Consider the following 17274-nt stretch of genomic DNA (forward strand, 5'->3'; position numbering starts at 1 on the left):
CCGGTGGTGACCCGACCGGCGCATCCGGGCCGATCTGTGATCAACTGGATGTGACGTGCGAGACGTGAGTCCAGGAAGGCGGACGAGCATGAGCTCCGTGGTGTTGTCCACCTTGTGCGGGAAACCGGTGCCCACGGACCGGGCGCTGGTCATGGCGATCGTCAACCGCACCCCCGATTCCTTCTACGACAAGGGCGCCACGTTCACCGACGAGGCGGCCCTGTCGGCCGTCGCCCGCGCGGTGACCGAGGGCGCGGATCTGGTCGACATCGGCGGGGTGAAGGCCGGGCCGGGCAGCGAGGTCGACGCCGCGGAGGAGGCGCGCCGGGTGGTCCCGTTCGTGGCCGCCATCCGTGAGCGGTACCCGGACCTGCTGATCAGCATCGATACCTGGCGTGGCGAGGTGGCCCGGGCCGCGGTCGGCGCGGGTGCGGACCTGATCAACGACACCTGGGCCGGCGCCGATCCGGAGCTGGCGGCGGTGGCCGCCGAGCTGGGCGCGGGCATCGTCTGCAGCCACACCGGCGGCGCGCGGCCGCGCACCCGTCCGCATCGGGTGCGGTACGCGGACATCGTCGCCGAGGTCACCGAGACGGTGGTGGCCGCCGCCGAGGCCGCCACGGCGGCCGGGGTGAGCAAGGACGCCATCCTCATCGACCCCACCCACGACTTCGGGAAGAACACGTATCACGGGCTCGAACTGTTGCGCGCAGTGGACGTTCTCGTTAAAACCGGATGGCCGGTCTTGATGGCGCTGAGCAACAAGGATTTCATCGGAGAGACACTCGGTGTCGGGCTCTCCGAGCGATTGGAGGGCACGCTGGCGGCGACAGCGTGGTCGGCCGCGGCGGGCGCCCGGGTATTCCGCGTCCACGAGGTCGCCGCGACCCGGCGGGTGGTGGACACGATCGCTGCGATCCAGGGCCTGCGGCCCCCCGCACGAACCTTGCGAGGTCTGGTATGACGATCAACTCTCATTCGACCGCCCCCGACGACTCGCGCCGCGCCGACACGGCCGGCTGGGCGCGCTCGCATACCTGGGACCGCCCGGACTGGACCGTCGACGAGCTGGTCGCGGCCAAGCACGGCCGGACCGTCTCCGTGGTGCTGCCCGCCCTGAACGAGGAGCGCACTGTCGCCGACGTCGTGGCCAGCATCCGGCCGCTGGTCGGAACGCTGGTCGATGAACTGGTGGTGGTGGACTCCGGTTCCACCGACGCCACCGTCGCGCGGGCCCGCGCGGCCGGCGCCCGCGTGTTCACCCGCGAGGAGGCGGTGCCCGAACTGGAACCGCTGCCCGGCAAGGGCGAGGTGCTGTGGCGGTCGCTGGCCGTCACCAGCGGCGATCTGGTCGCCTTCGTGGATTCCGATCTGATCGACCCCGATCCGATGTTCGTGCCGAAGCTGCTCGGCCCGCTGCTCACGGTCGACGGCACGCATTTGGTCAAGGCGTACTACCGGCGCCCCCTACGGCAGGGCGAACTCGTCGACCACCACGGCGGCGGCCGCGTCACCGAACTGGTCGCGCGCCCGCTGCTCGCGGCGCTGCGGCCGGGCCTGGCACAGGTGCTCCAGCCGCTCGGCGGCGAATACGCGGGCACCCGCGACCTGCTCACCGCGGTACCGTTCGCGCCCGGCTACGGCGTCGAGATCGGCCTGCTGCTGGACACCTACGATCTGCTGGGCCTGCCGTCGATCGGCCAGGTGAATCTTGGCGTCCGCACCCACCGCAACCGCCCGCTGTCGGATCTGGGCGTGATGAGCCGACAGATAGTCGGAACCATGCTGGCCCGCACCGGAATTCGCGACTCAGGCGCCCCCCTCACCCAATTCCCCCTGGTAGCAGGCGAATTCACCGCCCTGAACACGGAAGTGTCCCTGGCAGACCGCCCCCCGATGAACACAATCCGCCCCGACCGAGTCGCCGCTTGAGTTTTCGGCCTCCGCTTCGCTCCGGCGGGCGGGGCCCTCGTGACCCCGGGCCTTCCCTCCTCCGGCTCCTCCGCTTCGCTCCCCCGCCTCCGTCAGTCCAGGCCCGGGGCGGGCCCCGCGTGGCGGGCCGGCTGGGTCGCTGCGCTCCGCAGGGTCCCAGGAGCCGCGAGGGGCCTGGGCCGCCGGAGGTTATGAGCTCATGCCGAGTGGCCGACTCGTAAGGGTGATGAACTCGTCCCGAGCGATCGGCTCGGTTTGGGTAATCGGGTCGTACTGGGCGGTGGTCGCGCGGAGGACTAACGCTCGTGGCGGTAGATGGGGGTGAGTAGGTCGGCCTCCAGGGGCTCTCCGGTGTTGCGGTCGTAGCGAACTCCGACTACGGCGGAGAACGGTAGGGTGCCCGCGCGCTCGTGCAGGGTGGCCAGGCGGGTGGCGAGCAGCCGGATGGCGCCGAGCGATCCGGGTGGGTGCAGGCCGTCGATCACCAGGACGGTGCCGCGGCCGTCGGGGCGGGGCAGCCGGGCCAGGTAGGCGATGTCGTACGGTTCGGTGCCGCCGGGCCGGTACACCCGGCGGGCCGCCCGATCCTCGATGCCGCGGCGGACCCGGCCCGCCCGGGCCATCGTCCGCCGCAGCCGCGGATCGGCCGCGACCAGGTAGCGCAGGCTCGGCGACAGTTCCGGCCCGCCCAGGATGATGAGACCCTCCCGGTCCATGTCCACCGGCCGGCCGGGCAGGAAACGTTCCACGGTGGCGGTGAAACCCAACTCCCGCAACAGTTCCACCAGCCGATGCGGCGCCGCGGCGTCCGGCGCGCCGATCAGGGGCGCGGCGCGGGTGGTGGCGCGGACGTCCGGGGTGAGAATGGTGAGCGGGCCGTGCCCGAAGAACAACCCCTCCGGCACCGGCCCCTGGGTGCTCACCTGATGGATGCGGGCGCGCGACAGTCCTGCGGCCGCACCAATTCTGGCGAACGTCCACCCCTCGGCGTGCAGTTCGCGGATCACGGCTCGCCGGATGCGCGTGAGTTCGTTGATGGTCTGCTGCGCCTGGGCGACCCCTTCGGTGGCTGCCTTCAGACGCTCGACCCTGTCCTCGATCGCGAACACCCGTGCGACCTCATCGGCCGACATGTGCGAAGTCTAGACAGCTCGACAGCCGGATGCGTCCAGTCCGGTTGACACCGAACCGCTACGTCGCGTCGAAATCGATCGGCGGTGTCTCGTTGTGTGCCAGTGGTTTCGGCGTCTCCGGCAGGGTCTGGCCGGGTGCCGGGAGCGGCATGGCGGTACCGCCGCCGGTCGCCGTGACCGGACCGTTGGCCGCACCGAAATTGCCGCTGAACAGCGAATCGTCGCCGTCGAGCAGGTGTTTGGTGACCATCGAGCGCGGGGTCATCCCGCGCAGTCCCTCCAGCGGTTTGCGCAGTTCGTTGAGCTCCTCGAGCGGCTTGCGCAACTCGTCGAATTCGGGGCCCAGTTCGGTGCGCAGCTGACTGGTCGCGCCGCTGGCGTAATCGCGCACCTGCCGCAGGCTCTGCGCGGTCCAGCGGATGGCGCCCGGCAGCCGCTCCGGGCCCAGGATCATCAAGGCGGCGACCACCAGGATCACCATCTCGGGCCAGCCGATATTGAACATGAGACCAGGCTACTGGGGTTGCTGGGGAGCGTTCTTGTCGGATTCCAGCACGACCGGAACATCGACGCGGCGGCCGTCCCGGATCAGCTGGAGAGTGACAGTCTCGCCGATGTTGTGGGTCTGGACCGCGACGCTCAGTTCGGCCGGATCCGCGACGTCCCGATCGCCGACCCGCACGATGATGTCGTTCTCCGCGATACCGGCCTTGGCCGCCGGGCTGTTCGCCACCACGTCCTGCACCGCCGCGCCGCTCATCACGTCGTTCTCGACCTGCTGGGTCTTGGCCGACACGCCGAGCCACGGGTGGTACACCACGCCGTCGCGGATCAGCGTCTGCGCCACCTGCTGCACCAGATCCACCGGGATCGCGAAGCCCAGGCCGACCGAGCCGCCGCTCTCGCTGCGGATGGCGGTGTTGATGCCGATCAGCCGGCCCTGGCTGTCCACCAGCGCGCCGCCGGAGTTGCCGTGGTTGATCGCGGCGTCGGTCTGCACCGCGTCGAAGGCGCCGGCGGTGTCGTCGCCCGCCTCCGGGCTCTCCTTGATGGGCCGGTGCAGGGCGCTGACGATGCCAGAGGTGACCGTTTTGGTCAGGCCCAGGGGTGAGCCGACGGCGAGCACGTCGTCGCCGACCTGCACATCGCCGGAGCGGCCCAGGCGGGCGACCGTGAGATTCTTCACGTCGACCTTGAGCACCGCGAGATCGGTCTTCGGATCGCGGCCGACCAGTTTGGCGGGCACCCGGGTGCCGTCGGAGAAGGTGACCTGGATCTTGGCCCGGCCGGACTTGTCGGTCGCCGCCATCGAGATCACGTGGTTGTTGGTGACGATGTAGCCGCCGCCGTCGATGACCACGCCGGAACCGAGGGCGCCGTTGTCGCCGACGGTCTCGCGGATCGAGACCACCGCGGGCACGACCGCGTCGGCCACCTTGGCGACCTGCCCGTGCGGCCGCTCGGTGGACGCGTCCTGCTGCAGCGTGACCTTGCGGGAGGTGAGGGTGGCTGCGGTCTCGGCGGTGAGCCGGCCGATCAGGCCGCCGGCCACGCCGACCACCACCGCGACGGCGGCCAGCACGGCCAGCGCGCGCGGCGCGACCTTGCCGCCGAAGAGCACCTCGCGGGCGCTGAGCCGCACTCCCGGGGGCAGCGCCTGTGGGCGCGGGGTGTGCAGGGCCGGGGCGCCGAGCGCGGCGGCGGCCTCGGGATCGCGCCACGGATCGGCGGGTGCGACCGGTCTGGCCGGCCCGGATTCGGCCTCCGGATCGCGTTGCAGGACCTCGGTGGAACCCGCCGGGCGGCCGAAGGCCTCGGCCAGCACTCCGTCGGGCGGGCGGTTCACGAGTTCGACATCGTTCGCGAGCCGCGGGGCGGACTCGCCGGCCGCGATCGGCGCGAAGGAACCGCCGAGGCCCTCGGGGCGGCCGAAGGCGCGAGCGGTGTGCTGGTCGACCTCCGGCCGATACACCGGACGCGGGCCCAGAATCGGTGCGTCCGACGGGCGCAGCGTGCCACCGTCGCCGTTGGCCGACGCCCCGGCGCGGGACGCCGCATCGGGCCGCCGGTCCGCCTGCTCTGCGGGCCCGGGACGCGCATCCGGTACGCCCGCGGTGCTGTCGGCGGAATTCGATCCCGCCGGTTCGCTTCCGGTGTTGGTCGATTCGGTCGTCACGGAGTGAACTCTACTTGCGCCACCACCCGGTCCACCGCCTGCTGTCCGAACTGATTTCCCGGTTCGCCGATGCGGCGAACCGGAACGAATCCGCCCGCAGGCCGAGGAAACTCGCGCCACGGGGCATGCCCTCCATACCGGGGGCGGACAGCGTTTCGGGACCGGGCAGATTCTCTGGACCGGTGAGGTGGGACAAAGGAATTCGGCTCAGCGTGTCGTGCAGGCCGAGGGGTGCGGAGATCTGCCGCTGCGCGGCCTGCCGCAGGGCGATCCGCGCCTGCTGCTGGGCCTCCACCTCCGCAGCGCACTCCGGGCACTTGGCCAGGTGCTGGGCGGCGCGCAGATAGGGATTCATCCGCAACTCGCCGTCGACATAGGCGGCGATGGCCTCGGTGGCCAGATGCTCGGTGGCGGCGAATCGAGGCGGGCGCACAGGGGCCCGACCGGACTCGCGACCTGCCGAGGCGGCAGCCTCCTCGCCACTCATACGGTGTACACCCTTCCGACGGACCGAAATCTACGCCAGGCGCCGCTCACGCGATGCGGAAGATCACCCGACTTTCTCGTCAGCGGCGAACCACTGCTGAGATCCATTATGCGCAAGGTACTCCCGCAGTGCCTGACGGCCGCGGTGGATCCGGCTGCGCACGGTCCCCAGTTTGACGCCCAGGGTGGCGCCGATCTCCTCGTAGGACAGGCCCTCGATGTCGCAGAGCACGACGGCGGCACGGAACTCCGGGGCCAGCGAGTCCAGGGCGGACTGCAGGTCGGGGTCGAGGCGCGCGTCGTGGTACATCTGCTCCGGCCCGGGACCCTCGGCGGGCACCCGGTCGTAGTCGTCGGGCAGCGCCTCCATCCGGATGCGGTTGCGCCGGCGGACCATGTCCAGGAACAGATTGGTCGTGATGCGGTGCAGCCAGCCCTCGAAGGTGCCGGCCTGGTAACTCTGCAGCGACCGGAAGACGCGGATGAACGTCTCCTGGGTCAGGTCCTCGGCGTCCTGCGGATCACCGGTGAGGCGGTAGGCGAGCCGGTACACCCGGTCGGCGTGCTCGCGGACCAGATCGTCCCAGGACGGCATCATGGTCCGGTCGCCGGTGGCGTCGAAGGCCGCAGTACCGGAGAGGGCCTCGTCGAGTTCCTCGGCCTCGGACAGTGCCTCGGTCTCGGCGATGGCCTCGGCCGCCGCGATGACCTGCGGCTCGACGACCTCGGCGGTCGCGGGCAGCGCGTAGGCGCCGGGAAGCTGGTATTCGACCGAATCGGTACCCGCGGGCAGCGTCGATTCGGGGAGGGTGGCGTACTTGCGCGCCGCATCGACCTTGTGGATGGTGGCACCTCCTACTAGGGACCGGGGTCGGCGCTCGCGGCACGGGCCGCGGGTGTGTGGTACAACCGGACACGGTGTTCGATATTCCCGAGCCCGACGTTTCCCGCGCCGTCCGACGGTCGGCCGGTCTTTGCGTAGCCACAACTCTCTCCGGTCCCGATGTGCCGGTGATTATGAGAGGCTGAGGAACGCCTGAGAACATCGGCGACTTCAGAAAAATATTCGCACCGCCTCGCCGCAGCCGGGCTCCGACGGGGTCCCGCCGTTAGCCTCTAAGCCGTGACCCTCTTACCTCCGGCCTCCCCGTCACCGGCCGCGCTCCCGGCGGCGGCCCTGCAACGCAACCTCGCGTACGTGGAGGCGTCCATCGTCGAGGACGAGGTCCTGCAGGCGGCCCGGGAGCGGGCGATCGAGCTGGGCGCGGCGCCGGTAGCGCCGTCGGTGGGTGCGCTGCTCTGCATCTACGCGCAGCTGTCGGGGGCCCGCTCGGTGGTCGAGGTGGGCACCGGGGCCGGGATCAGCGGCCTGTGGCTGCTCGACGGGATGCGCGAGGACGGCACCCTGACCACGATCGACTCCGAACCGGAACATCAGCGCGCGGCCCGGGAGGCGTTCCGTTCCGCCGACATCCCGCCGGCCCGCACCCGGCTGATCAACGGCCGCGCGCTGGACGTGCTGCCCCGGCTCGCGGACGGCGCCTACGACCTGGTGTTCATCGATGCCGCGCCGCTCGAGCACCCGCAGTACGTCGAACAGGGGGTGCGGCTGCTCCGCTCCGGCGGGGCGATCCTGCTGCACAACGCGCTGCTGGGCGGCCGGGTGCCGGATCCGGCACAGCGCGATCCCGCCACGCTTGCCGTGCGGGCGGCCACCCGCGCCATCGCCGAGGATTCGCAGCTGACCAGCGTGCTCATCCCGGTCGGCGACGGGCTGCTCTGCGCCTCCCGCAACTGACTCCCACCGGCCGCGACATGCCGATGATCGAACCGGCGAAGGACTCTTGCTGGCCGACTGAACATTCGTTTAATATACTGAACATGTGTTTAAAGGAGCAGCCGTACCGGAAAGATCCGCCGACGAGCTGAATACCCGCGCCCGCATCCGGGACGCGGCGATCACGGTCTTCGGCGACGAGGGATTCGGGGTCGGGGTGCGCGCCATCGCCACCGCGGCCGGAGTGTCGCCGGGGCTGGTCAATCACCACTTCGGCTCCAAGGACGGCCTGCGCGAGGCGTGCGACGACCACGTCCGTGAGGTCATTCGCAAGTCCAAGCTGGAGTACATGCAGCGGCCCTCGCCCACGGGGCTGTTGCAATCGCTGGCCGAGATCGAGGAATACGCGCCGTACCTCGCCTACCTGCGCCGCAGTTTCGCCGCCGGCGGGGCGCTGATGGTCGACATGTTCGAGCACATGACCGCCGACGTCGAGGACTACCTCGCGGCGGGCATCGCCTCCGGCGTCCTGAAACCCCTGCGGGATCCGAAGGCGACGGCGCGATACATCGCCTACCAGAACGGCGGTGGGTTCTTCCTGTTCCTCCAGGTGCTCGAGGCCCGGCAGGGCGGTCCCCTCGATTTCCGATCGGCCCTGCGCGAGTACGCCGACCGAATGATGTTGCCGGCGCTGGAGATCTACACCAACGGCCTGCTCACCGACTCGATGATGTTGGACACCATGCTCGGTGAGCAGTAAAACCATTCTCTGACAAGGAGATACGATGTCATCGGCAATCGTGGTCCGGGATCTGCACAAGCATTTCGGACCGGTTCGCGCCCTGGACGGGCTCGACCTCGAGGTCGCCGACGGGGAGGTGCACGGCTTCCTCGGTCCCAACGGGGCGGGTAAATCGACCACCCTCCGCATCCTGCTCGGCATCCTCACCAGGACCTCCGGCGACGTGCGGGTCCTCGACCGCGACCCGTGGGCCGACGCCGTCGCCCTGCATCGCGAGATCGCTTATGTCCCAGGCGATGTCACGCTCTGGCCGTCGCTGTCCGGCGGCGAGACCATCGACCTGCTGGCCCGGATGCGCGGCGGCCTCGACACCGGTCGTCGCGCCGACCTGATCGAGCGCTTCGAACTCGATCCGCGCAAGAAGGCCCGCACCTACTCCAAGGGCAACCGGCAGAAGGTGGCGCTGGTGTCGGCGTTCTCCTCCGACGCCCGGCTGTTGCTGCTCGACGAGCCCACCTCGGGCCTGGATCCGTTGATGGAGAAGGTCTTCCGCGACTGTGCCCGGGAGGCGGCGGAGCGCGGCGTGACGGTGCTGCTGTCCAGTCACATCCTGTCCGAGGTGGAGGCGCTGTGCGAGCGCGTCACCATCATCCGGGCCGGGCGCACCGTGGAGAGCGGCAGCCTCGCCGAGTTGCGGCATCTCAGCCACACCTCGATCACCGCCGAATTGACCGGAGACCCGGGCGATCTCGGCCGGATCGGCGGCGTCACCGACCTCAGCGTCGACGGCGGCACGCTGCACTGCCAGGTCGACGGCGCGCACCTGGGCGAGCTGATCCGGGTGCTCGGCGACGTCGGTGTCCGCAGCCTCGTCAGCCAGCCGCCGACGCTGGAAGAGCTGTTCCTGCGCCACTATTCGCTCGACGGCCACGAGGACGGGTCCCGACCGGCCGATGCCGCGCGCGCCGGCGTCACCTCCGGATCGGGGGCCGCGAAATGACCACCGCCGTCGCTCGACCGCAGCACGGATTCGCCGAATCCGATCGTGGCGCTTCGGAATTCGCCGGACTTCGGCGACTGTTGCGGTTGTATCTGCGCCGCGACCGGATCGTGCTGCCGCTGTGGGTGCTGCTGTTGTCGCTGCCGCTGGGCAACGTGTATGTCAAGAGCATCGACAAGGTCTATTCCGGTCCGGCCGAACTGGCCTCGTTCGCGCACACGATCAACACCAGCCCGGCGCAGCTGGCCATGTACGGGCCGATCTACGCGAGCAACCTGGGCGCCTGCGGGGTGTGGAAGGCGGGGATGTTCCACACCCTGCTGGCCGTCGCCACCATTCTCACGGTCATCCGGCACACCCGTGCCGAGGAGGAGACCGGTCGCGGGGAGCTGCTGGCCTCGACGCGGGTCGGCCGGCTGGCCAATCTGACCGCGGCGTTGCTCGTCGCCTGTGGCGGCGCACTGCTGGCCGGGCTGATCGGTGCGGCAAGTATCGCGGCGGCCGGGGTGCCGGGCGACGGCGCGCTGGCCTTCGGCCTGGCCGAGGCGGCCTCGGGGATCGTGTTCGCGGCGGTCGCGGCGGTGGCCGCGCAGCTGAGCGCGAGCGCCCGGACCGCGCGCGGCTACGCGTTCGCGGTGCTGGCGGTGACCTACACCCTGCGCGCGGTCGGCGACGCCCGCGCGGCCGACGGCCCCACCTCGCCGCTGGTCTGGCTGTCCCCGCAGGGCTGGTCGTTGCAGGTGCGCCCGTACGCCGGTGACCGCTGGTGGGTGCTGCTGCTGCACGTCGCGCTCACCGCGGCGCTGATCGCGGTGGCCTACGCGCTGTTGCGGCGGCGCGATCTGGGCGCCGGACTGATCGCTGAACGCCTCGGCGTGCCCGCCGCCGGCGCGGATCTGGCCGGCCCGTTCGGGCTGGCCTGGCGGTTGCAGCGGGGCACGCTGCTGGTGTGGGTGATCGCGCTGGCGCTGTACGGCCTGCTCATCGGTGGTGTGGTGCACGGCATCGGCGGCGAGCTGGGCAACAGCAAGACGGTCAACGATGTGATCAGCCGGATGGGCGGCGGCCAGGCGCTGGAGGACGCCTTCCTGACCATCGCCTTCACCATGGTCGGCCTGGGCGCCGCGGCGTACTCGATCTCGGCGGCGCTGCGCCTGCACTCGGAGGAGAGCAGCGATCGCGCCGAATCGGTGCTCACCGGTGCGGTCGGCCGGATGCGCTGGGCCGCTTCACATCTGGTGTTCGCCTTCGGCGGACCGGCTCTGGCCCTGCTGATCTCCGGGGCGCTGGCCGGACTGCTGTACGGCGCCGCGGTCGGCGACGTCGGCGGCAAACTCCCCGGCGTGCTGGCGGCGGCGCTGGTGCAACTGCCGGCCGTATGGCTGTTCACCGGGGCCGCGGTGCTGTTGTTCGGGCTGGCGCCGCGCTGGGCGACGGCGGCCTGGGGTGTGTTCACCGCGGGTATCGCGCTCTACCTGCTCGGCTCGATTTCCGGTATGCCGCAATGGGTTCTGAATCTCGACCCGTACAGCCACCTGCCGAAGCTGCCGTCCGAGTCGTTCCGCGCGACCCCGGTGGTGGTGCTGGTACTGCTGGCCGCCGCGCTGACGGCGGTGGGGCTGATCGGATTCCGCCGCCGTGATCTGAGCTGAACGCCGGCCGAACCGATTTCGTCGCAGTCCGGCGTCGTGGCCGCCGCCACGATGCCGGACGCACGTGTCGGTGAATGCGGATATCATTGGGGGCGTAGTCTGTTCGGCACAGTCGGGTGTGGGGAGGGCGTCGTGGTTTTCCAGCGCGAGATTCTCGTCGAGGTGGCCCCGCGGGGCTGGCTGGTGCTCGCGGCCGTCGTCCTCGGGGCGGCCGTCTTCGCGTCGTTGCTGGTGTTGTTGCTGGTCAGCGGGGCCAACTTTCACGAACATCCCATCCCGAAGGGCTCCTGCTACCCGTTCTGCACGATCACCCAGGAACCCCCGCCGCCCGGTTTCTGAACGGGGTACCTGCCCGTTGCCGGCGCGTTACATTGTCGCGCCGGTGGGTATTCGGGGCGCATCCTGCTCGTGACCTGCGGCTCGAGCCGATATCATGGGCGTGACGCGTGACTCGATCGCACCTGGAGGGCCGGTGGACGATTCCGAGGTCTTCTACGAGGTGCTCCCGTCCGGATGGTGGACCCTCGCGGTGGTCGTGTTCGGCTTCGTGGTGTTCCTGGCGCTGCTGATCATGTTGCTGGTCAGCGGCAGCAAGTTCCACGATCCGCCGGGATCGGTACCCACCACCCCGGGCTCCTGCTATCCGTTCTGCACGGCGACCAGCGCGGCTCCCGAACCCCTTCAGCCGTAGTGGGTGGTGAACGCGTCGCGGACCGCCGCGACGCCGTCCGCGCCCTGTTCCTCGGCCGCGGACAGCACCTCGTCCACCCGCCAGAAGTTGGACGGCACCAGCCGGCCCGAATTCACCGCGGTCAGCGCGAGTTCCACGGCCTCGTCCGGCTTGCCGACCTTCACCAGTGCCAGCCCCAGATCCAGCTGGGCCGACGCCAGGCGGCGCGGTTTCGAGGTGGGGGTGGACTGCAGCCGGTCCAGGGTCTGGCGGGCGTGGAATTCCGCCGCGCTGTCCCCGAGCCAGGCCAGCGTGGTGGCCACGTACGAGTCGAATTTGGCCGGGTCGTAACGGAAGTGGTGTTCGGGCTGATCCGGCTGCGGCAGCGCGGACACCAGCCGCGACAACCGGCGCAGGGCATCGTAGGTGCCGGTGCGGTCCTGTAGTCGTGACAGCGCGCGACCCTCCTGCGCGGTGGCCTGGATGTACACCGAGCTGCCGCGCGGCGCGCACGCCTGGGCCTGCCGCGACAACTCCACCGCCTGCGTGAAGTTCCCCTGGACCAGCACCTCCCAGGCCCGGGTCTCGAGGCACCAGGCCCGGATCTCGGGCTGGCCGCCCTGATCGCCGAGTTCGTCGGCGGTGCTCAGATACACCGAGGCGGTGGACTGCTGGCCCAGATCGACATGACAGGTCGCCGCCAGCAGCGCCAGCCAGCCGCCCGCCACCACCAGCCGGCGATGTTCGTCCAGGGTCTTGCGGGAGTCCATCAGCATGGTCGTGTAGCGCAGGTATTCGCGCAGGCGGTGCAACAGCAGGATGGGAGCGGTGGTGGCGTAGGCCGAGGAGAGGTCGTCGACCGCCCACTCCAGCCGTTCCACCGTGCCGGAACCGACATCGGAGGCCGTGGTGCGCCGCGCCAGTTCGATCGCGATCAGCTCGTCGGTACCGGTCGCCGGGCGGTCGGCGGTGGCCGGGTCCGGATCCACTGCCGCGCGGGGCGGGGTCCGGTCCGCCTGATCGGTGCCCGTCCGGGTGTCGCCCGCCGCGGCGGCGCGCCGGATCGGCAACCGGCGTGACCGCAGCGCGGATTCGCCCTCGGCGAGGATCTGCTCGAATCGTTCTCGTACCTCGGCGCCGACCTGCACCAGCAGCGTGTCGAGGAGTTCCTGGGTGAGCGGGCGCGGGGTCACCGCCGACAGTCCGGCGCGCCAATTCGCCACCGTGGTCATCTCGACACCCAGATGGGCGGCGAAGTCCCGCACGGATTTGCGCATCGCCTCCTGCAGCGCCACCGCTTCGAAGCCGGTCCACGGCCGACCCAACACCATTGTGAGCCTTACATTGTCTGCGCTACATCGTGTGTTCTTGTTAACACGATGTTACCTAGCTTGATACACCAACAGTAGGCCAACACCAACGCCAACGGAGCGCGATTTCGCGAGGGGGCTCCGGCGACGAAAGTTGAACGTGCATCCGGCGTCGAGGCCACAAATCCTTCGCAGCCGTGGCGGTGAAACCGTGAGCCGGCGATCCCGGTGGTGAGGGCCGCCCCCACTTCAATGTCGAGGGGTTGCTCGACCACCGCGGCGCACGTTTCCGGCGCCGGGTGCACTATCAGTTGGAGGTACACCCATGTATGCGCCATCCTCGGATGCCCGGGACCTGTGGTTGATGTCCAGTCGGGACTGTAGCCACGAACCACTCGACCTCACCTATGACAGGGCCCGGTTCATCCTGACCGTGCACGCGGGCCACGGCGGCCGATGCCGGCAGTACCTGGCGGCGTCGGCCTACTGCTTCCGGCGGACCGGAGAGAGGTGAGGAATCCGGTACCCGAGCGGCGGATCTGCCGGGTGTCGCGGTGGTTCGGCGCACCCGGCAGCTCCGTTCGTGTCGGGGCCGCCCCCTATTCTCGTCCCTATGCTCACGCTGCTGTTGTACGTGCTGATCGTCGGCCTGGTGGCCGGACTGCTGTTCCTGGTGGCGAGTGTCGTGTTCGGCCGGGGGGAGGAGCTGGGCCCGCTGCCGGAGGGCACCACCGCCACGGTGCTGCCGGCGACCGGTATCAGCGGCGCCGACGTGCGGGCGCTGCGCTTCCAGCAGGTCCTGCGGGGGTACAAGGCCGGTGAGGTCGACTGGGCGCTGACCCGCCTCGCCGCCCGCATCGATGAACTGGAGACACAGCTCGCGCACGCCCGGGGTGAGCAGCTGCGCACGGTCTTCGGTATCGAGCCCGATTCCGGCCCGGCCGACCGGTCGACGGCCGGCCCGGAATCGGCCACCGCCGAATCCCAGCCGGGGAGCCGGCCGTGAGCGGCGCGCCCGAGGTGCCGGACGATCGGATCCGGTGCGGATGGTCGCAGTCGTCCCAGTTGTACCGCGACTATCACGACACCGAGTGGGGCCGCCCGCTGCACGGTGACGACGCGCTGTTCGAACGCATGTGCCTGGAGGCCTTCCAGTCCGGGCTGTCCTGGATCACCATCCTGCGGAAACGCCCGGCCTTCCGGACCGCGTTCGACGGATTCGCCATCGATCGGGTGGCCGAGTTCACCGACGCGGACGCGCAACGGTTGCTGTCCGACTCCGGCATCGTGCGCAATCGCGCCAAAATCGCGGCCTGCATCGCGAACGCCCAGGTCGCGCGCGAGGTCGACGGTGGTCTCGATCAGCTGCTCTGGTCCTTCGCCCCGCCGACGCGGCCACGCCCGCGCACCCTCACCGACGTGCCCGCCGTCACACCCGAATCCACCGCTCTGGCAAAGGAACTCAAAAAGCGCGGATTCCGTTTCGTCGGCCCCACCACGGCCTATGCGCTGATGCAGGCCACCGGAATGGTCGACGATCATCTGGTTGATTGCTGGGTCGAGGCGCACGCGTGAACACGCGCCGCGGCGGTCCGTTTTCGAACTCAGCTACCCGCCCAGTTCCGTGATAAGGAAGAATGGGCGTGGTGCAGCCCTTCGGGCGCGGCCTGTCGCGTCCCGGAACGGCTGTCTGTTGGTGACAACACGAGTTCCAAGAATGTGCGCAGCAGACCGCGCGGATCTGGAGGGAGCAGAGGATGGCGGCCATGAAGCCCCGCACCGGGGACGGTCCCCTCGAGGCAACCAAGGAAGGGCGTGGAATCGTCATGCGGGTTCCACTCGAGGGTGGCGGGCGTCTGGTCGTCGAGCTCACGCCGGAAGAGGCCGCGGCCCTCGGCAAAGAGCTCACCGAAGTCACCAGCTAGTCGGAACGTATCGCACGCGCGCAGACGGGGCCCGGTGGCGTCGTGCGTGAGCCTCGCGGGTCCCGGAGGGCGCGTGCGCGCCCGCAGCAGGCCGTGTCCGGTTCGGGCACGGCCTCTTCCCGGTTCGAGGCGGCCGCGTCCGGGGCCGGGGCGGCTGGTGCCGAACTCGGCGATGCGGCCGAGACCGCACGTGGCGCGGCGGTCTCCTCGCCCGGCATTGTCACCGAGCCCGCGGCCGGTGCGGAAGTGTCCCCGCCCGATGCGCCCAAGTCCCCTATTCGTCATGCGGCCGAGACCGGCGTCTCCTCGTTCGGTGCGATCGTCCAATTTCTGGCGTGCCCGGAATGCGCCGCGCCGATAACCGAACGGGATCGTTGCCTGCGTTGTCCGCACGGGCACAGCTTCGATATCGCGAAACAGGGTTATGTCAGCCTGCTGACCGGTGCATCGACGAAGATGACCGGCGATTCCGCCGATATGCTCAACGCGCGGGCCGCTTTTCAGGGAAGCGGACATTTCTCCCCAATCGCGGAGGCAATTGCCCACGCCGTCGCCGGGGGAGCCGCGGAAACCGCCGCCGGAGGAGCCGCGGAAAGCTCCGGCGGTCCCGCGGTGCTCGAACTCGGTTCCGGCACCGGCTACTACCTCGCGGCCGTGCTCGACGCGCTGGCCGAGTCTCACGGCATCGCCTTGGACGTTTCCAAATACGCCGCCCGCCGCGCGGCCCGCGCGCACCCGCGTGCGGCCTCGGTGCTCGCCGACGCGTGGCGCGGGCTACCGGTCCGCGACGCGGCGCTGAGCCATGTGCTGTCGGTGTTCGCGCCGCGCAATCCGGCGGAGGTCGCCCGCGTTCTCGCTCCGGGCGGGACGTTCGTGGTGGTCACCCCGACCGCCCGGCACCTCGGCGAGCTGATCGGCCCGCTGGGCATGATCACGGTGGACGGAGGCAAGGACACCCGCCTCGCCGACACTCTCTCCACCCGGTTCGTTCCACTCGACCGCACTCCGGTGGAGTACCCGATGTCACTCGGCCACACCGATATCGCGAATGTTGCCGCGATGGGCCCCTCGGCCCACCACGCCGCCGCCGATCGCGCCGAGCGCCTGGCCGCCCTGCCCGAGCGCCTCGACGTCACCGCCTCGGTCACCGTCGCCCGCTACGGCCTCCGCTGAGCCGGATCCCTCGGCCCGGACCGCCGTCTCCCGGCATCGCGGTGTACTCGTCAGCTCTTGCGGAGTTGTTCGTACAGGCCGAGGGTTTGGTCGGCGATGCGGGCCCAGTCGAATTCGGTGACGACCCGGGCGCGGCCGTCGGCGCCCATCGCCGCGGCGCGAGCGGGGTCGGCGACGACGGCGTTGACCGCGGCGGCCAGGTCGTGCTCGAAATCCTCCTGGTGCGCGCTGTCGTAGTGGACCAGGCTGCCGGTGTGGCCGTCGGCGACGACCTCGGGGATGCCACCGACATCGGAGGCCACCACCGCGGTGCCGCAGGCCATCGCCTCCAGATTCACGATGCCCAGCGGTTCGTAGACCGAGGGGCAGACGAAAACCGTGGCGGCGGCCAGGATCTGGCGGACCTGTTCGGTCGGCAGCATCTGACGGACCCAGAACACACCGCCGCGGGTGTCCGACAGCTTCGCCACCGCCGACACCACCTCCGCCTCCAGTTGCGGCGTGTCGGGGGCGCCCGCGCACAGCACGAGTTGCGCCGCGGGGTCGAAATCGGCTGCGGCGGCCAGCAGATGGGACACGCCCTTCTGCCGGGTGATGCGGCCGACGAACGCCACGATCGGGCGGCCGGTGTCGACGCCCAGTTCGGTGAGGATGTCACCGGCGTCGCCGGAAGGTTCGCCCGGATGCCACGCCCGCGGGTCGATCCCGTTGTGCACCACGTGCACTCGGGCCGGATCGACGGTGGGGTAGGCGTCGAGCACATCGCGGCGCATGCCCTCGCTGACCGCGATCACGGCGTCGGCGTACTCCATCGCGTTGCGCTCGGACCACGACGACAACCGGTAACCGCCGCCGAGTTGTTCTGCCTTCCACGGCCGCCGGGGCTCGAGCGAGTGGGCCGTCAGCACGTGTGGCACCCCGTACAGGTTCCCGGCCAGATGTCCGGCGAGGCCGGTGTACCAGGTGTGCGAATGCACCACGTCAGTGCCGTCGGCCGCGTCGGCCATCCGGAGCTGGGCCGACATCATCTGCAACGCCGAATTCGCCGCGTACAGCATGGGATCCGCCTCGTGCACCACCGCGTCCGGGCGTGGCACACCCATGCAGTGGACGGTTACGTCACACAGCGGCCGCAACTTCGACACCAATTCGGTCACGTGGACGCCGGCGCCGCCGTACACTTCCGGCGGATATTCCCGAGTCATCATCGCCACACGTAGCCGGTCCTGCTCCGATTTCGAAGGCTCCTGGCCGCCGTTCGCATCGAGACTCATGGGACCAAAGTAAATCGTTCACGT

General features: G+C 70.1%; 19 protein-coding genes. 12 read left to right on the forward strand and 7 right to left on the reverse strand.

The genetic code is table 11. The annotated features are described in order from the left end of the window. The first annotated feature begins 88 nt into the window (after window positions 1-88). Together folP and NRB56_RS20730 are read left to right on the forward strand one after the other, a co-directional pair. A complete protein-coding gene (gene folP, locus NRB56_RS20725; protein WP_153344694.1) occupies window positions 89-964 on the forward strand; it encodes a dihydropteroate synthase in 876 nt (291 codons plus the stop codon). After that, window positions 961-1932, forward strand: a complete 972-nt coding sequence (locus NRB56_RS20730; RefSeq protein ID WP_153344696.1) for a glucosyl-3-phosphoglycerate synthase — start codon at window positions 961-963, stop codon at window positions 1930-1932. Before folP ends, NRB56_RS20730 begins: the two co-directional genes overlap by 4 nt. Window positions 1933-2228: 296 nt before the next feature. Here the strand turns inward: NRB56_RS20730 and NRB56_RS20735 are convergent, their stop codons facing one another. From NRB56_RS20735 to sigE, 5 genes are all read right to left on the reverse strand, one after another. Further along, on the reverse strand, window positions 2229-3065 hold the full coding sequence (locus NRB56_RS20735) for a hypothetical protein (RefSeq protein WP_153344698.1): 837 nt from the start codon (window positions 3063-3065) through the stop codon (window positions 2229-2231). Window positions 3066-3123: 58 nt separating this feature from the next. Beyond that, complete coding sequence (gene tatB, locus NRB56_RS20740) at window positions 3124-3570, reverse strand: Sec-independent protein translocase protein TatB (protein WP_153344700.1); 447 nt, start codon at window positions 3568-3570, stop codon at window positions 3124-3126. Between the two features lie 9 nt (window positions 3571-3579). Next, a complete protein-coding gene (locus NRB56_RS20745) occupies window positions 3580-5241 on the reverse strand; it encodes a S1C family serine protease (protein ID WP_406603511.1) in 1662 nt (553 codons plus the stop codon). 10 nt (window positions 5242-5251) lie between these two features. Beyond that, the gene (locus NRB56_RS20750) at window positions 5252-5728 is read right to left on the reverse strand and encodes a zf-HC2 domain-containing protein (protein WP_153344702.1); all 477 of its coding nucleotides are present in this window, start codon (window positions 5726-5728) and stop codon (window positions 5252-5254) included. A 63-nt stretch (window positions 5729-5791) separates the two neighbouring features. Next, the gene (sigE, locus tag NRB56_RS20755; RefSeq protein ID WP_319943350.1) at window positions 5792-6415 is read right to left on the reverse strand and encodes an RNA polymerase sigma factor SigE; all 624 of its coding nucleotides are present in this window, start codon (window positions 6413-6415) and stop codon (window positions 5792-5794) included. Window positions 6416-6904: 489 nt separating this feature from the next. Here sigE and NRB56_RS20760 point away from each other — a divergent pair, with 489 nt between their 5' ends. The 6 genes from NRB56_RS20760 to NRB56_RS20785 all read left to right on the forward strand — a co-directional run bounded on the left by NRB56_RS20760 (window position 6905) and on the right by NRB56_RS20785 (window position 11589). Further along, a complete protein-coding gene (locus tag NRB56_RS20760) occupies window positions 6905-7525 on the forward strand; it encodes an O-methyltransferase (protein WP_153345179.1) in 621 nt (206 codons plus the stop codon). 85 nt (window positions 7526-7610) lie between these two features. Beyond that, window positions 7611-8264, forward strand: coding sequence for a TetR/AcrR family transcriptional regulator (locus NRB56_RS20765; protein ID WP_319943279.1), 654 nt, complete (start codon window positions 7611-7613; stop codon window positions 8262-8264). A gap of 25 nt (window positions 8265-8289) precedes the next feature. Then, entirely contained in the window at window positions 8290-9246 is a 957-nt protein-coding gene (locus NRB56_RS20770; protein WP_153344704.1) for an ABC transporter ATP-binding protein, read from the forward strand. Then, complete coding sequence (locus tag NRB56_RS20775) at window positions 9243-10898, forward strand: ABC transporter permease (protein ID WP_153344706.1); 1656 nt, start codon at window positions 9243-9245, stop codon at window positions 10896-10898. The genes NRB56_RS20770 and NRB56_RS20775 overlap by 4 nt, the downstream gene beginning before the upstream one ends. A gap of 132 nt (window positions 10899-11030) precedes the next feature. After that, window positions 11031-11237, forward strand: coding sequence for a hypothetical protein (locus tag NRB56_RS20780; protein WP_227838204.1), 207 nt, complete (start codon window positions 11031-11033; stop codon window positions 11235-11237). A gap of 133 nt (window positions 11238-11370) precedes the next feature. Next, window positions 11371-11589 (forward strand): hypothetical protein, encoded by a 219-nt coding sequence (locus tag NRB56_RS20785; protein WP_319943280.1) that lies wholly within the window; start codon window positions 11371-11373, stop codon window positions 11587-11589. On the opposite strand, the gene NRB56_RS20790 is transcribed toward NRB56_RS20785, so the two are convergent. Continuing rightward, complete coding sequence (locus tag NRB56_RS20790) at window positions 11580-12899, reverse strand: XRE family transcriptional regulator (RefSeq protein ID WP_153344710.1); 1320 nt, start codon at window positions 12897-12899, stop codon at window positions 11580-11582. The genes NRB56_RS20785 and NRB56_RS20790 overlap by 10 nt on opposite strands. Before the next feature lie 592 nt (window positions 12900-13491). On the opposite strand from NRB56_RS20790, the gene NRB56_RS20795 reads away from it, so the two are divergent. The 4 genes from NRB56_RS20795 to NRB56_RS20810 all read left to right on the forward strand — a co-directional run bounded on the left by NRB56_RS20795 (window position 13492) and on the right by NRB56_RS20810 (window position 15976). Next, window positions 13492-13884: a DivIVA domain-containing protein gene (locus NRB56_RS20795; protein ID WP_153344712.1), complete on the forward strand. Its 393-nt coding sequence runs from the start codon at window positions 13492-13494 to the stop codon at window positions 13882-13884. Further along, window positions 13881-14453, forward strand: a complete 573-nt coding sequence (locus NRB56_RS20800) for a DNA-3-methyladenine glycosylase I (protein ID WP_319943281.1) — start codon at window positions 13881-13883, stop codon at window positions 14451-14453. The genes NRB56_RS20795 and NRB56_RS20800 overlap by 4 nt, the downstream gene beginning before the upstream one ends. Window positions 14454-14635: 182 nt before the next feature. After that, window positions 14636-14803, forward strand: a complete 168-nt coding sequence (locus NRB56_RS20805; protein WP_019929283.1) for a DUF3117 domain-containing protein — start codon at window positions 14636-14638, stop codon at window positions 14801-14803. A 93-nt stretch (window positions 14804-14896) separates the two neighbouring features. Continuing rightward, window positions 14897-15976, forward strand: coding sequence for a putative RNA methyltransferase (locus NRB56_RS20810; protein ID WP_406603512.1), 1080 nt, complete (start codon window positions 14897-14899; stop codon window positions 15974-15976). Window positions 15977-16026: 50 nt separating this feature from the next. On the opposite strand, the gene glgA is transcribed toward NRB56_RS20810, so the two are convergent. Next, window positions 16027-17250: a glycogen synthase gene (glgA, locus tag NRB56_RS20815; protein WP_153344714.1), complete on the reverse strand. Its 1224-nt coding sequence runs from the start codon at window positions 17248-17250 to the stop codon at window positions 16027-16029. Between the last annotated feature and the right edge of the window lie 24 nt (window positions 17251-17274).

The organism is Nocardia aurantia (assembly GCF_009604425.1).
In the GTDB taxonomy this organism is placed as follows: Bacteria; Actinomycetota; Actinomycetes; order Mycobacteriales; family Mycobacteriaceae; genus Nocardia; species Nocardia aurantia.

Excerpts from the sequence above, each read along its gene's own strand:
- folP (WP_153344694.1), top strand. The coding sequence starts at position 89 with ATGAGCTCCGTGGTGTTGTCCACCTTGTGCGGGAAACCGGTGCCCACG.
- NRB56_RS20730 (WP_153344696.1), top strand. The coding sequence starts at position 961 with ATGACGATCAACTCTCATTCGACCGCCCCCGACGACTCGCGCCGCGCC.
- NRB56_RS20735 (WP_153344698.1), bottom strand. The coding sequence starts at position 3,065 with ATGTCGGCCGATGAGGTCGCACGGGTGTTCGCGATCGAGGACAGGGTC.
- tatB (WP_153344700.1), bottom strand. The coding sequence starts at position 3,570 with ATGTTCAATATCGGCTGGCCCGAGATGGTGATCCTGGTGGTCGCCGCC.
- NRB56_RS20750 (WP_153344702.1), bottom strand. The coding sequence starts at position 5,728 with ATGAGTGGCGAGGAGGCTGCCGCCTCGGCAGGTCGCGAGTCCGGTCGG.
- NRB56_RS20770 (WP_153344704.1), top strand. The coding sequence starts at position 8,290 with ATGTCATCGGCAATCGTGGTCCGGGATCTGCACAAGCATTTCGGACCG.
- NRB56_RS20775 (WP_153344706.1), top strand. The coding sequence starts at position 9,243 with ATGACCACCGCCGTCGCTCGACCGCAGCACGGATTCGCCGAATCCGAT.
- NRB56_RS20790 (WP_153344710.1), bottom strand. The coding sequence starts at position 12,899 with ATGGTGTTGGGTCGGCCGTGGACCGGCTTCGAAGCGGTGGCGCTGCAG.
- NRB56_RS20795 (WP_153344712.1), top strand. The coding sequence starts at position 13,492 with ATGCTCACGCTGCTGTTGTACGTGCTGATCGTCGGCCTGGTGGCCGGA.
- NRB56_RS20805 (WP_019929283.1), top strand. The coding sequence starts at position 14,636 with ATGGCGGCCATGAAGCCCCGCACCGGGGACGGTCCCCTCGAGGCAACC.
- glgA (WP_153344714.1), bottom strand. The coding sequence starts at position 17,250 with ATGAGTCTCGATGCGAACGGCGGCCAGGAGCCTTCGAAATCGGAGCAG.